The organism is Methanolobus sediminis, from assembly GCF_031312595.1.
GTDB lineage: Archaea > Halobacteriota > Methanosarcinia > Methanosarcinales > Methanosarcinaceae > Methanolobus > Methanolobus sediminis.
In genome coordinates, this window is sequence record NZ_CP133592.1 from 2510655 (window position 1) to 2524437 (window position 13783).

Here is a 13783-nt window from a genome sequence, read left to right on the forward strand (position 1 = left end):
TCATGTGATGTAAAAAAGTGAGTAATGTAATTATGTTTCTGTGGTTATTGAAAATCAGGATTCTATAATCCCTGATTCTTCCAGTTCTTTTTTAACTTCAAGGCGATTGTTGTCTACCGGACAGCCTTCAAGAACATTTCCAGAAGCTATTAGAGGTACCGGGTTTTGCATATCCGGATGACTACAGTAATATGCAGTTCCAACCCTGGTTCTTCCTTGGACACCTGCACACTTAGAAAATAGGGGAATATTTTTTTTATAGCTACATGTTCTACAGTCCATTTTTTTCCTCCTGATTATGCATTATATAACTTTCTTGCAGCAAATAAATTAATATATTTACAATTCATAATATTTATGTCCACGTTTATATCTCTTGTGTTTTCATCCCATATATCTCATCGCCATACATTAGTATTGTCAATCGTATATTTTTTATGCCAAATCTATCATATTTTACATAGTATGTGTGCTATATAGGTAAAGTGGCAAAGGGAGTGAAAATTACCACCATCCTCTCATAATTGTACCATACCAACCAGTTTTTCACATTTTGAGAACACATGCTCCCATTGCTACTTAAATTAGCATTATAACCGATGAGTTCCTTTTTAGGATTGAAAAATTCATATTACTAAAAGCAAATAAACTCTTTGGTGAGTAAATTCCAGGGTGAAAGATGATAGATAAAAGGTTTCTGCATGGTTCATTACTTCTTTTTCTGGGAGTCCTGATAGGACTTAGTGTAAGTTCTCTTTCCTGTGGTCCTGTTCCTGTGGAAGGTCTGATCTTTGTAGATGGTCTTATGTCCGGGCACTCAGGTAACGATAGTTTTACTGAAGTGTACAACTACAACCTGACGTTTTACAATAGTGGAGGTGAAGACATTTATGTTAACACCATCGAACCTGTGCTTTCCCCTGATCCGAGAATACTTTCAACTCAACAGTCATTGGTCAGTGATATAAACAGGTATGTTCCTGCAGGTTCAGTTGTATCAATAGAAGGCAGCATTATTATCAACTCCGAAAATTCTTCAAAGGAAGATCTTATAGATATTGAGCAAACTATCCGATGCATAAAGATGACATCCACAGAAACTATCCATTGTTTTAATTATCCACCTGAATGAGCTAATGCAGAAAAATGGAAACACAAGGATACGTTAGTGATATAAGATTAAATGCCATTAGCCTCATTATAGGCAACAGGTGTTAAAATGAAACTTGATCAAAAAGATAAGGATAGGATAGTATCAATTGTAGCGTCACGCTATTTTTCTGAACAGGGTTGGAAATGGATTGATCTGAACATTGATGTTTTAAAGATACACAAGGCATATGATGACCTTCGGGATCAGTATGCTGCATATCCTTATATGAGCAGGGACTGGTATGTCAGCAATTCCGCTACAAAAAGCATTCATATGTGCGAAAACTGGGAAGAATTGAGCGAGCTTGTGGAGTTTCTGAATGCCTATGGGCATCATTTTGATTTTCTGGTGAAGGATTCAAAGAAATCCCTGTGCATTGCCAGTACTGATGGCAATTTGAGCCATGAAGAGAAAACAGCTATCTCTGCTGCAAGAAGATCAAGGTATAATGTTTTTGTTTTCAGGGTAGATGTTCCCGAAGATATTGATTTTGAGCTGATGCAGATAGGCGGAGGGATGTAACTTCGCATTTCTTATCGACATATTCATATTATGTGTGCACAATTTCGGCCTACCTTTATATATGATACATCAGTATTATACGCTTCGTGGTTACATTTATGTAGCAAGTCATAGTGTAAGTGACCTGTTGCTTTATAATTATTATAATTGTATTGATAATAAAAATCATAAGTTAACTTACATTTAAAATCAGAATAAAATTAAACTTTGAGAGGAGTTTTAATATGGAATCATTAATTTATCTTGCCCCTCTTGCTGGTCTCGTTAGTTTGTTATTTGCTGGTTTCTTTGCAAAAAGTGTCCTTAGTGAGGATGCAGGTTCAGAGAAAATGCAGGAAATAGCAGGTGCCGTCCAGGAGGGTGCGATGGCATATTTGAATCGTCAATATAAAACAATAGCAGTTGTTGCTATCATTCTTGCAGTACTCATCTTTGCTCTCCTTGATGAAGGAGCTAAGATCGCTGCCGGATTCCTTGTTGGTGCAATAAGCTCTGCAGCAGCAGGTTATGTAGGTATGAACGTGTCCGTAAGGGCAAACGTCAGAACCGCAAGTGCAGCATCAAAGGGCCTTCAGAAGGCAATGTCCGTTGCATTCCGTGGTGGAGCTGTCACAGGTCTTGCTGTGGTCGGTCTCGCACTTCTCGGTACAAGTGGTTTCTACATCCTTTACGGTGATGTTGACCTTGTAGTCGGTTTCGGATTCGGTGCAAGTCTTATCAGTCTCTTCGCAAGGGTTGGCGGTGGAATTTTCACAAAGGCAGCCGATGTAGGAGCAGATCTTGTAGGTAAGGTTGAAGCAGGAATTCCTGAAGATGACCCACGTAACGCAGGTGTAATTGCTGACAACGTAGGTGACAATGTAGGTGACTGTGCCGGTATGGGTGCTGACCTCTTTGAGACATACGTAGTAACAGTTCTTGCATCAATGCTTCTTGGATCACTTATCCTTGATTCATACGCAAACGCAATTCTTTTCCCACTCATCCTTGGTGCAGTGGCAATCTTCGCTTCTATCATTTCCGTTTTCTTCGTGAAGGTCGGCAGCGATGGAAAGATCATGAAAGCACTCTATAAAGGAGTAGCAGTTTCTGCAGTTCTCTGTCTTGTCGCTTTCTATTTCGTTACAACTTCCCTCATGGGAGACATGAAATTCTATTATGCATCCATCGTGGGTGTAATTATCATGGTTCTCATGGTGGTTTTCACAGAATATTACACTTCAACTTCATTCCGTCCGGTAAAGACAATTGCAGCAGCATCCGAAACCGGTGCTGGTACAAACGTAATTTCCGGTCTTGCAATTGGTTTTGAAAGTACAGCACTTCCTGTAATCATCATCATTGTAGGTATCCTGTCTTCATTCTTCATCGTAGGTGGAGCAGCAAGCCCTGCAATCGGTCTTTATGGTATTGCAGTCGCAGCAGCAGCAATGCTCTCCACAACCGGTATGATCGTAGCTCTTGACTCATATGGTCCTATCACTGACAACGCTGGTGGTATCGCAGAAATGGCTGGCATGCCATCCAATGTACGTAAGATCACCGATGCACTTGATGCAGTAGGTAACACCACAAAGGCAGTCACAAAGGGATATGCAATTGGATCAGCTGCACTTGGTGCACTGGCACTTTTCGCAGATTACACAGGTAAGGTCAATCTTACAGGTGCTGACCTCAGTCTTACCAAGCCAGTTGTTCTTGTAGGTCTTTTCATTGGTGGACTGCTTCCATTCGTTTTCAGTGCTGTAACAATGCAGGCTGTAGGAAAGGCAGCATTCAAGATCGTAAACGAGGTTCGTCGCCAGTTCCGTGAAATCCCAGGAATCATGGAAGGAACTGCAAAGCCTGAATATGGTAAATGTGTCGATATCGTCACAGCAGCAGCAATTAAGGAAATGGCCATACCTGGTGCACTCGCTATCTTCACACCAGTGATTGTTGGTCTTGTACTTGGTCCTGCAGCTCTTGGTGGTCTTCTTATCGGTATCATTGTCTGTGGTCTGTTACTCGCCCTCACAATGGACAATGGTGGTGGAGCATGGGACAATGCTAAGAAGCTCATTGAAGACGGAAAGTACGGTGGAAAAGGCTCAGAGGCTCACAAGGCAGCTGTAGTCGGTGACACTGTCGGTGACCCATTCAAGGACACATCCGGACCTGCTCTTAACGCTCTGATCAAGGTAGTGAACATGGTAGCAATCCTGTTCTCAGCACTGTTCATCGGAAAGGGTCTCTTCTAAACAAAATAAACAAAAATCATTCCGGCTTTTGCCGGAAACTCTTTTCTTTTTACTTAATCTGTTTCTGTTGCATTCTATTCTGCCAGTTTTCGCTATGTTACAGGCTTTCTTTATGTAAGTCTTAAAATAATACTGAAATCAAGCCAATTTTACCAAAAATACAGAGTTCAATCTCAATTTGTTATTGAGAGTATATACAGAAACAGTCATACAAAATAGAAATTTGTGTTTGCACGGGTGGTTGGGTTTAATATATTTGGGGAGTGGGGTTTAAGTGTGGGAGTGGGTTTAGTGTATGAAAAGAGCCACCCGCGCAAGAACAATCTAGAAAAGACATGATGATATTTATATCTTTTGTTCTGACTTTGCACTTTTGCTCATGAGTAATTTTCTTGTAAATTTGACATCAATATATCTCTTCTGTTTTTCTTGATAAATATGGGATGCAAATAAATAATAGAGTAACGTAGTGTCAGTATCTTCGGAGTAATATTGATATGGTAGAGGACATTGGAACACTTGTTCGTAAGGGATTTGGAACATGGACCGGCAACCTTAACCTATGCCTGCCTTTTATATTGAAGATAGTTGCATCTATTATGTTTTTTATGTTTGCAGTATTTTTGTTCACTATTATGTTCATTGCTCCGGAAATGTCAGACACAATAGATCCTGCGAACATGGCACAGAATGAGCTGCTTGATCTGCTGCATTCTGTATTCTATGAAAATATGTTATATATAGCAGTTTTCTCCGTTTTCATGTTTTTGATTTACATGGTCATTGATTCTTTCATTACGGCCGGAGCTATAGGCATGGCCAAAGAGGCTCTGGAAAAAGGTCATACTAAGATAGGTACCATGTTCACAACCGGAAAAAGAAATTATCTGAACCTGTTCTTTGTCAATGTGCTGATTCTCTTATTGATATTAGCCGGCATGATATTCTTGGTTCCCGGTATTCTTTCCATAGATGATATCAATATTCTTCTGTCAAATCCAGATATGGCTGTTGCCAGCGCATCACTGCTGGTCTTAGGTGTCATTGTGTGGGGATTTTACATACTTTTTATCAGTTTTCTTCTCTTCCTTGTAAATTATGTGCTTGTGGTAGACGAACTCGACCCTATAACTGCAATTGAAACCGGAGTATCACTTGTCCTGTCCAATAAACTGGCATCCATAGGGATTTGGTTATTCATCATGGGAATCCTCTTTGTACTGGAATTCATAGGACAAATTACATCTTACGTTGATATAATAGCTCAGCTATGGTCACTTATCGATCTTCTATTGAGCACCATAGTAATACAACCTCTGGTAGCTGTATGGCTCACACGTTTCTACCTTGACAGAACAGAAAGGAAATTGTATTCCTTTGAGGATTACTTGCTGGATTGATCACGTTTGAGCAGTTTACAAGCCTGGCATATCTTCTCGGTACATGCCTGGCCGCATATATTGCAACTCTGAAGTCCTTCCTGAGGGTATTCTCTTCCAAGAATCCCTGATACTTTATCAAAACCGCTTAACAGAGCGTATTTTGTACCGGGATGTCTCACTTCAAATTCATTCAGCATTGCTCTTATTTCTCTTCTCATGGCTTCATGAGCATAAGGACATCCACCAAAACCAAGGGGTAGATCTTGGAGATACGCGTAAAGTGCGACCTCTTTCTCAGGAATATGTCTCAGAGGTTTCATCCTGAGCACAAGTCCTTCAAGCTCTTTTGGAGGAGCCAGTCTTACCATACGGGAAACGTCGCCTTTCAGATGATTCAGCAGGATGGTCTGTGCCTCATCGTCAAGGTTGTGTCCGATAGCAAGTTTTGTAGCTCCTATATCCAGGGCAATTTTGTTGAGAAGTGATTTCCTGAGGACACCACAATAGCTGCAAGCACCTTTTTCTCTCTGCTGGGGTGCTATCTCATCCATGGTGGTGTCATATTCGTCTTTGAATGAGCGGACAATATGCCTGATTCCAAGTTTTGAGGTAAGTTCACGCGCGGATTCAATAGTATCCATACGATAGCCTTCAATTCCTTCATCAATGGAAATCCCTACGATTTCAATATCAGGCCTCTGACCGAACAATTTATGGAGTATATATAGAGTTGTGCTGCTGTCCTTGCCACCACTCAGACCAACAGCTATCACTTCATTTTTTCTGATGCTGTAATGCTTCCGGATTGTCAGCTTAATCTTGCGTTCAACATCCTCTATGAAATGCTTCCTGCAAAGGTGCATGCCTGAATATTTCTGAAAAATGATTGCATTATTGTTGCATTTGTCACATTTTATCGTTTTTGAATCCATTAGTTATGGACATGGAATCTTATTATATAAACTTATTATTGACCAGAATTTGAGAGTGTCAGATGGACCTTTATTGCACGATATTTATTTTAAAACTAAAAAGCAAGAATTAAGTACTAATCAAATATTTTCATGCAAAACGTAAAGGAAAACGATAATGAGTGTTCTGACAGATGTTCCCATATGGATATTTCTGATATCTGTGGTCGCCGGTTATCTACTGGGGGTTATCTCCGGTCTGGTCCCGGGAATTCACACCAACAACTTTGCACTCATACTTCTTGCATTCTCTCCCTGCCTTTCAGAGAACGGTCTGCCAGTAGTCTGCATTGCATCAATGATACTGGCAAATTCCATCTCACATACATTTCACGACATAATCCCATCAATTTTTCTCGGGGCACCCGGCGAGGATACCGCTCTGGCAGTACTTCCCGGTCACACCCTGCTGCTTGAAGGTCAGGGTGCACAGGCCATCCGTCTCTCAGCCCTTGGAAGTGCCGGTTCCGTAGTGCTTTCCCTTCTCACGGTAATCCCTCTTTCATTCCTCTTCGTGAAAGGTTATCAGGTAATTCAGAATAACATGGCATATATTCTCATCTTTGTTGTCCTTGTAATGGTCATGACAGAGAAAGGTGAGTACCTCCGCGGTGAAGGAAGGATAAACGTATGGAGAAACAGGGCCTTTGCGTTCCTGCTCTTTGGAATGAGTGGCTTGTTAGGTATTTTTGCATTCAGGATGGAATCTTTCTCATCTCCAATAATAAGCTGGGCAGAGGGTTCAATACTACTTCCACTTTTAAGTGGTCTCTTTGGTGCATCCCAGCTCATCATAAGCCTGTTCTCTGACCCGGTAATTCCCATGCAGTATGATTCAAGACCGGACCTGGAAAGGAACAGAATTCTCCGGGGAATTGTAACCGGAAGTATATTCGGGTCCATTGTAGCATGGTTACCGGGAGTTTCCTCTTCCATAGCAACTGTTTTTGCAAGACTTTTTGTAAAAGAGGGGTCAAGTTCAAAGAATGTATTCCGGGATGACAGGGCTTTACTGAGTTCCTCAAAAGAGTTCATCGTCTCGATCTCAGGTGTCAACACAAGTAACGCGATATTCGGATTGATGGCGCTTGCATTCATAGGAAAGACAAGGAGCGGTGCAATGGTAGCCATAGATGAGCTGATGGGTGCTATCTCTCTTGAGACTCCAATTGTCATTTTATTTTTGTGTGTCATACTATTGACATCATTGCTCTCATATCTCTCCACAATATATCTTGGCGATAACATTCACCACGTGCTGGAACGTATTAACTATTCCAGGCTTTGCTACAGTATCATCTTCTTCCTTGCAGTCATGGTATTGTTATCTACAGGGATGTTCGGTATACTCATCTTTATCATATCAATTCCAATAGGAATGCTTGCACCTTTCCTTGGGGTTAAAAAGAGCCATTGCATGGGTGTGATATTGTTGCCTGTGATCATTTATTTCATTTGAACAAGTCCGCAGATCAGTATTCTGGATGTTCTGGTCTGCCTCATTCCATATGAACAAATTAAAAATCGAGGTGTGAATATCATCATAACTATTCCCCTTAATGAGACATTATCTCTTGCTTTTGCTAATTATTGTTGGTAGGAGCAATTCGAATTGGTCTTTAAAGGGATCTCAAATATGAAAGCAGAACCTTTTCCCAATTCACTCTCGGCCCATGTTTTCCCGCTATGCATTTCCACGAATCTCTTAACAAGTGCCAAACCAAGCCCCGTTCCTCCATATGATCGGTTTATGCCGGAATCCAGTTGTGTGAAGGCAGAAATAACTTTGTTTTGTTTTCTTCAGAGATCCCTATGCCTGTATCTGTTACAGCAAATTATGCCATACTTCCAGCCGGATGTGCCGAGATCGTTATCTTCCCTTCCATAGGAGTGAATTTGATAGCATTGGTTAATTCTTCCATTTCTGGCAGTTTTGCTTCGAGCCTAAAATAAAAGATGGGGGCATAATACCTGCAGTGGGAGAGTGTTTAGGTCTCATACCTTTCATAGATCGTATTGGTAACTATAAGCTATTAATTAGCTTATTCCCAAGTATCTCAGTATCTTCATGTGAATAAGCAGGAGAACAACAACATAGTAATCTAAGTTCTTTTTCTCCGATATTTTTAATATTATGGAAGGTTCCCGGATGAATGCAAACAGAATCTCCCTCTTCAACAAAAATCGATTCATCCCCAAGTGTCATCAGACCACAGCCTGATAAAATGTGATATATTTCCTCAGTAACGTTGTGCCGGTGTAAAAGAGTAGAAGCTCCTGCAGGAACAGTAGCTTCAGCAATACTCTGTGCAGAGTTGCCATGAACCAGAGGATGCATCAGTTCTTTAATGGACGATCCATCTTTGGTTATGTAGGCTTCAACATCCCTGCAGGAAGTCTTTATCTTCATGCTATCGGTTGGTTAAATTCAATAAGATCTAATTATCTTTCTCGAACCCGGCTATCATTTCAAGCATCCTGTCCTTTATCTCAGTGACAGAATCCACCCATTTACCACCAACATCTATTGGTGAAAGCCCGTTGAAATCAGCTTCCACAAGGTCCGGGTCGTATGGTATCTGACCGAGTACCGGTATTCCCAGCTCTTCCAGTTTAGGTTTGATGTTAGCTGATGTTCCCTTATTGATAACTGCAGCAAGGTGTTTTATCTCAATACCTTCGGAAAGTTCCTTGATCCTCTGTGCGGTCTCAATGGAACGCATACCCGGTTCAACAACAACGATCATAAGATCGATTCCGCGTGTGGTTCCTCTTCCTAGATGCTCGATACCTGCTTCCATATCAAGTATCACTGCGCTGCTGTCCTTGAGCACCACATGTCTCAGGAAAGCTTTCAGGAATGCTGAAGCAGGACACATACAGCCGCTTCCTCCTCTTTCCACAGTTCCCATTACAAGCATTTTGACATTATCTGGTCCGACAACACCAAATTTATTAACAACATCATCAACTTTCGGGTTGTAATTGAACATGCCGCCTTTTTCACCGGCCCTTTCTTCAATGAGGTCCTTGTAATCGGTAAGCGGCTGGGGAGCCTTTTCTATTCCCAGAGATGAAGCCAAATTCATATCAGCATCTGCATCAATGGCAAGCACATCATAACCATCTCTTGCCAGCATTCTTGCCAGAGTGCCGGATAGTGTAGTCTTGCCAACTCCGCCTTTTCCCGTGACTGCAATTTTTACCATGCTTTGAACTGAGAATTTATGTGAATTATATTTTCCGGTATGGTAACTAAGAGAATATAGTTTTGCCCAAAAAACGGTAATTCAAATAAATCTTTAAATTACTTCAGACCTGCACGGATGTATGATATATTGTCTTTCTCCCAGACATCTACTTTGTAACCTGCATCCAAAAAGAGTGCTTTCCAGTCATCAGGGTATCTTTGTACATCATGGTAGTGATCAATGGGTTCCACTGCAATTACTTCGCCCGATGGCTTTAGAACCCTTTTGATATCTATCAATGCTCTTGGTATGTCATCAAGATGATGCAGCATAAAGAAGCAAGCTACTGTATCAAAGTATCCTTCTTCAAAAGGTAACTCATACGTGCTGCCTACAACAAATTTTGTATTGGTTACACCTTCAAATTTTGCATCGAATTTGCATTGTTCTATGGCACTATCAAGCACGTCTATTCCATATATTATGGCATCTGGCTTTGCTTCGGCCATCATTATTGCAAGGGTTCCCAGGCCACAGCCAACGTCAAGTATGTTATTTCCATTTAGTAGTGGAAGGACATCACTGAAGGACTTCATTTTCCTTGGTTCCATATAACCTTGCGGGAACTGTGCTTCTTCGATTTTGTCAAAATATGTGTATGGTAAAATGCTATAGATGCTAGCACCATTTTCAGCCATCAGACCCCTTATATAATGCATGTTTCCTTCTTTTCGGATGTAACTTACAACAGAAGCTCCCATGCCTGCACAGAACCTTTTGTTTAGTTCTTCTTTGCTTTGAGGAAACTTTATTTTCAGCGGGTCATGTATTACTATATAATGCGAGTGTTTATCTGTGAAAAATCCGTCTTCTGATCCTGTAATCTCAATACCACTTATTGCCTGTCTCCATAGAGGCAGCATCTTCAAGTTCTCTTCCGAAGTATGATTATGAACTTTTCCTATGCTTTCCATTTAGTCACCTTTAAGTATTGTCATAGTAACCTTGTTTTTTTCTCATTTCAAATCTTGCAATAAACACTGAAGAAATTAGTCCGGCAATTAATATAACATAGCCTGCATAGTAAAATATTTGTGAAATGCTGTAATGGCTCATTATGTATCCATTAAATATTGTTCCTGATGCACCACCCACAAACATGTTAAATGAAGCTAATGACATAGCAGTGCCTCGCATCATGTGTAATTTTTCCTGAGCTGTGGCTACAAGTGTTGACTGCATGAAAATGAAGGCCATTCCAAAACCAATTAGTCCGATACCTAAGATCCAAAGGTTAGTATATGCTGATATCGCAAATAAGGATATGAATCCAATGATGCCTGCGCTTACAAGATAAGCATGATTTAGTATTGATTTAACCTTTGGCGCAATTCTGCCCCCGATCACAGTTCCAACACCAAATAGTGATAATATCAGTCCCACTTGTAATATGTTATATCCTGTTACTGACTGGAGCAGTTCTCCTGAATATGTAAAACTTCCAAAAACTGAGAATCCGACGAAAAACATTAACAGTACCAACCTCATAAACCTAAAGTTCGTTAGAGGTGTTTTGTAAGCACTGATAAGATTGAATTTGTCTACGATGCCTTGATCTTTTTCAAGAACTCTTAGCATAATTAATGCCATTATTAGTTCTGCGACTCCATATGTGATATATACTAATCTCCATGAGCCAAGATACGCTAATGCTCCACCTATCGCTGTTGCAGTAGCACCACCAAGAAACATGAGGCCCATTACTTTTCCAAGAGCTTTATGCCGATTTTCACTATCAAATGACTGTCCAACTAGTGCCAGCGTTACAGGCAGAATACCTGCCCCAAAAGCTCCGTTAACTGCCCGGAAAAAAATTAAAGATTGAAGATTAAAAGCAAATCCTCCAAGTATGCTGAATATCGCAGTTCCAATTGCAGCTATGTTAATTATCTTTGCTTTTCCAAACCTGTCAGAGAGAGGACCAAACAACAGTGTGAATAACCCAAATGAAAGCATATAAGCTGTAACAGATAAAGCAGCAGTACTTATTGTTAAGTTCAGATCTTTTGATATGTTTATCAATAATGGTGCGGCTGCATAATTATCTCCATTTGCAAGAAACGCCATTATCCCCAAAATTAAAATGATTCTATTTTTTTCATCCATCTTAAAGCACCATATTTGAATCACAGATTGCCATGTTTTTCGGTAAATCCACTGAAGAGTTTCAAATAATGTTGAAATGCTATTTATAAGTTATCATTTCAAATTTGGTTGAAATACTTGCATGTCCTAGAAGCAAGTAGTATTAATTAATAAAACTGGGGACAAAGTACATGAGTGAATAATCTGATAGAAGGAAATAGAGATGATTCGTGGATTCCATACAGGCTTACAGAATTGGATCAAAATAGGTATTCTAATAATATTGGCTGATATCCTATTTTCAAGTAATTTTGAGTTCATATCCTACAATTTATTTACTAGTAAAAGTTCGCTTTTTTAGCGTTATCTGTATCCCTTACAGAAAGTAAAAAGAGAACATTATATCTCCTTCACGATCCTGAATCCAAGTACATAGGATGTACTGTTAGCATCTAAACTGCCACGGAAAGCACTTTTGCAATAATTCGGTCCATCCATCCAGCTTCCACCTTTTCCAACATGGTTGCTGTTGTTCTCATCTTCCCACGCAGTTCCATCAGCAGGAGCATTCTCATAGTTGTCATGCCAGTTATCTTGGACCCATTCCCAGACATTACCATGCATATCGTAAAGTCCCCAGGAATTTGCTTTCTTTCCTCCGACTGAATGGGTTGTTCCATTGGAGTTTATAGCACACCATCCGTAAGAATCGGACCAGCCATATTCATCCAAATCAGTAGCTTCATTTGTAAATGAAAATCCAGTGTCATTTCCGGCTTTGCATGCATATTCCCATTCTGCTTCTGTTGGAAGGCGGTATTTATCGGTATTTTCAATCTCATTCAATTTCTGGATGAATTCCTGTACATCATTCCATGAAACCTGTTCCACAGGCAGGTTATCTCCTTTAAAGTACGATGGATTAGTTCCCATGACTGCTTCCCACTGGGCTTGTGTGACTTCATATTTACCCATGTAGAAAGCATTGTCAATACTAACTTCATGTAACGGATCATCAAAAGCAACTATGGGGGTTGAATCTGAACCCATGTAAAACTGGCCTGAAGGAATCAGGATAAAATCCATTCCTATAGAATTGCTGATTTCCTGCTCAGATTCAGAATCTGTATTATTATCTGCAACACAACCGGATAGTAATATTACAGAAATTGATAAGACAAAAACAGATAAAAGTTTCACAACATTTTTTCTTCTCAGGAATATCAAACAGAACACCTAACCATCCGATTATGAAAATCGTATTTATAGGTATTCTATTGAATTTGTATTCCTGTCTATTATTTATTTAGCTACTATTTATGGAATATAGTCTTCACTTTTCTATTGAACTATATAGTTGTTCTAAATTGTTACTCTATAGTACTAACAAGGTCAAGCATTTCATCGATCTCACTTTCACCATCAATTGAGAAAACAGTTCCGTTTATTATTCCTGCATCCATTGTATATGCTCCATCAGGTACAAATCCCATTACAACGGTATTGGACTCCTCATTTGAGAATGTAGTGAAAAATCCCATCATCTTCATTCCGGAATCAGTGGTGTTAGTTGAACTGGTGAATATATTTACAACAGTATCTGAACCATCTGCCAGTGTTATTGTACGTGTGGAAGTTTCCTGTGTATTTTCAATATCGTTGTTTTCCTGGATCTCACTCATTCTGCTATCTATGATCTTTGAAACAAGTTCTGTAGGAAGTTTTGTTCCTGAAGGCAAAGTAAGGCGATATGTGATGATCTGGGCACTGAGGCTTTCAGGTATTTCTATGGAAACCGGAAGGTTGTTCTCTTCTTTGAACTTAAGTGCCTGTTCATTGATATCTGAGGTTAGCCTGTCGTTGTGATACTTGACAGTTGCAGAATTGAAAACTATTGATGATGTATCTGTAATGTTTTGCTCATGAGAATTTTCTTCAAGTGATACCTGCGACCAGCCATAGGCTTCAAGAGCAGCGTCATTAATTGTTGCAGGTACGGTCTGTGCGGTCTCAAGACATCCGCAGATGAATAAAGTAGTAGCTAATATTGCAATCAGTGTAAGGAATCTTTTTTTATCCAGAAGCAAAACTATCACCGATCATCTGTATGTAGTTATTTATATATTAAACCACTTCATCTTAACTAATATTGGCTTCCCTTCGTTGGCAGAAGAAGAGG

Annotated in this window: 14 protein-coding genes; 5 read left to right on the forward strand and 9 right to left on the reverse strand. The window is 40.0% G+C overall.

Annotation, left to right across the window (positions count from 1 at the left end):
- Positions 1-54: 54 nt before the first annotated feature.
- A complete protein-coding gene (locus tag RE474_RS12530; protein WP_309310698.1) occupies positions 55-282 on the reverse strand; it encodes a hypothetical protein in 228 nt (75 codons plus the stop codon).
- A gap of 397 nt (positions 283-679) precedes the next feature.
- On the opposite strand from RE474_RS12530, the gene RE474_RS12535 reads away from it, so the two are divergent.
- The 4 genes from RE474_RS12535 to RE474_RS12550 all read left to right on the forward strand — a co-directional run bounded on the left by RE474_RS12535 (position 680) and on the right by RE474_RS12550 (position 5315).
- Entirely contained in the window at positions 680-1132 is a 453-nt protein-coding gene (locus tag RE474_RS12535; protein ID WP_309310699.1) for a hypothetical protein, read from the forward strand.
- Between the two features lie 87 nt (positions 1133-1219).
- On the forward strand, positions 1220-1675 hold the full coding sequence (locus RE474_RS12540; RefSeq protein ID WP_309310700.1) for a hypothetical protein: 456 nt from the start codon (positions 1220-1222) through the stop codon (positions 1673-1675).
- Positions 1676-1899: 224 nt separating this feature from the next.
- Positions 1900-3915 carry a sodium-translocating pyrophosphatase gene (locus RE474_RS12545; RefSeq protein WP_309310701.1) on the forward strand — a complete coding sequence of 672 codons (2016 nt, stop codon included), beginning with the start codon at positions 1900-1902 and terminating at the stop codon, positions 3913-3915.
- 497 nt (positions 3916-4412) lie between these two features.
- The gene (locus tag RE474_RS12550; RefSeq protein WP_309310702.1) at positions 4413-5315 is read left to right on the forward strand and encodes a DUF7847 domain-containing protein; all 903 of its coding nucleotides are present in this window, start codon (positions 4413-4415) and stop codon (positions 5313-5315) included.
- Here RE474_RS12550 and RE474_RS12555 read toward each other — a convergent pair.
- Entirely contained in the window at positions 5300-6229 is a 930-nt protein-coding gene (locus RE474_RS12555; RefSeq protein WP_309310703.1) for a TIGR00269 family protein, read from the reverse strand. The genes RE474_RS12550 and RE474_RS12555 overlap by 16 nt on opposite strands.
- A 157-nt stretch (positions 6230-6386) precedes the next feature.
- On the opposite strand from RE474_RS12555, the gene RE474_RS12560 reads away from it, so the two are divergent.
- Complete coding sequence (locus RE474_RS12560; RefSeq protein ID WP_309310704.1) at positions 6387-7727, forward strand: tripartite tricarboxylate transporter permease; 1341 nt, start codon at positions 6387-6389, stop codon at positions 7725-7727.
- Between the two features lie 128 nt (positions 7728-7855).
- On the opposite strand, the gene RE474_RS12565 is transcribed toward RE474_RS12560, so the two are convergent.
- From RE474_RS12565 to RE474_RS12595, 7 genes are all read right to left on the reverse strand, one after another.
- Positions 7856-8050: an ATP-binding protein gene (locus RE474_RS12565; RefSeq protein WP_309312255.1), complete on the reverse strand. Its 195-nt coding sequence runs from the start codon at positions 8048-8050 to the stop codon at positions 7856-7858.
- Positions 8051-8291: 241 nt separating this feature from the next.
- Complete coding sequence (locus RE474_RS12570) at positions 8292-8678, reverse strand: cupin domain-containing protein (protein WP_309310705.1); 387 nt, start codon at positions 8676-8678, stop codon at positions 8292-8294.
- Between the two features lie 28 nt (positions 8679-8706).
- The gene (locus tag RE474_RS12575) at positions 8707-9477 is read right to left on the reverse strand and encodes an ATP-binding protein (protein ID WP_309310706.1); all 771 of its coding nucleotides are present in this window, start codon (positions 9475-9477) and stop codon (positions 8707-8709) included.
- 98 nt (positions 9478-9575) lie between these two features.
- Complete coding sequence (locus RE474_RS12580; protein WP_309310707.1) at positions 9576-10433, reverse strand: class I SAM-dependent methyltransferase; 858 nt, start codon at positions 10431-10433, stop codon at positions 9576-9578.
- A gap of 10 nt (positions 10434-10443) precedes the next feature.
- Positions 10444-11625 carry an MFS transporter gene (locus tag RE474_RS12585; RefSeq protein ID WP_309310708.1) on the reverse strand — a complete coding sequence of 394 codons (1182 nt, stop codon included), beginning with the start codon at positions 11623-11625 and terminating at the stop codon, positions 10444-10446.
- A 378-nt stretch (positions 11626-12003) separates the two neighbouring features.
- Entirely contained in the window at positions 12004-12840 is an 837-nt protein-coding gene (locus RE474_RS12590; RefSeq protein WP_309310710.1) for a formylglycine-generating enzyme family protein, read from the reverse strand.
- A gap of 134 nt (positions 12841-12974) precedes the next feature.
- Entirely contained in the window at positions 12975-13691 is a 717-nt protein-coding gene (locus RE474_RS12595) for a DUF6517 family protein (RefSeq protein ID WP_309310711.1), read from the reverse strand.
- Between the last annotated feature and the right edge of the window lie 92 nt (positions 13692-13783).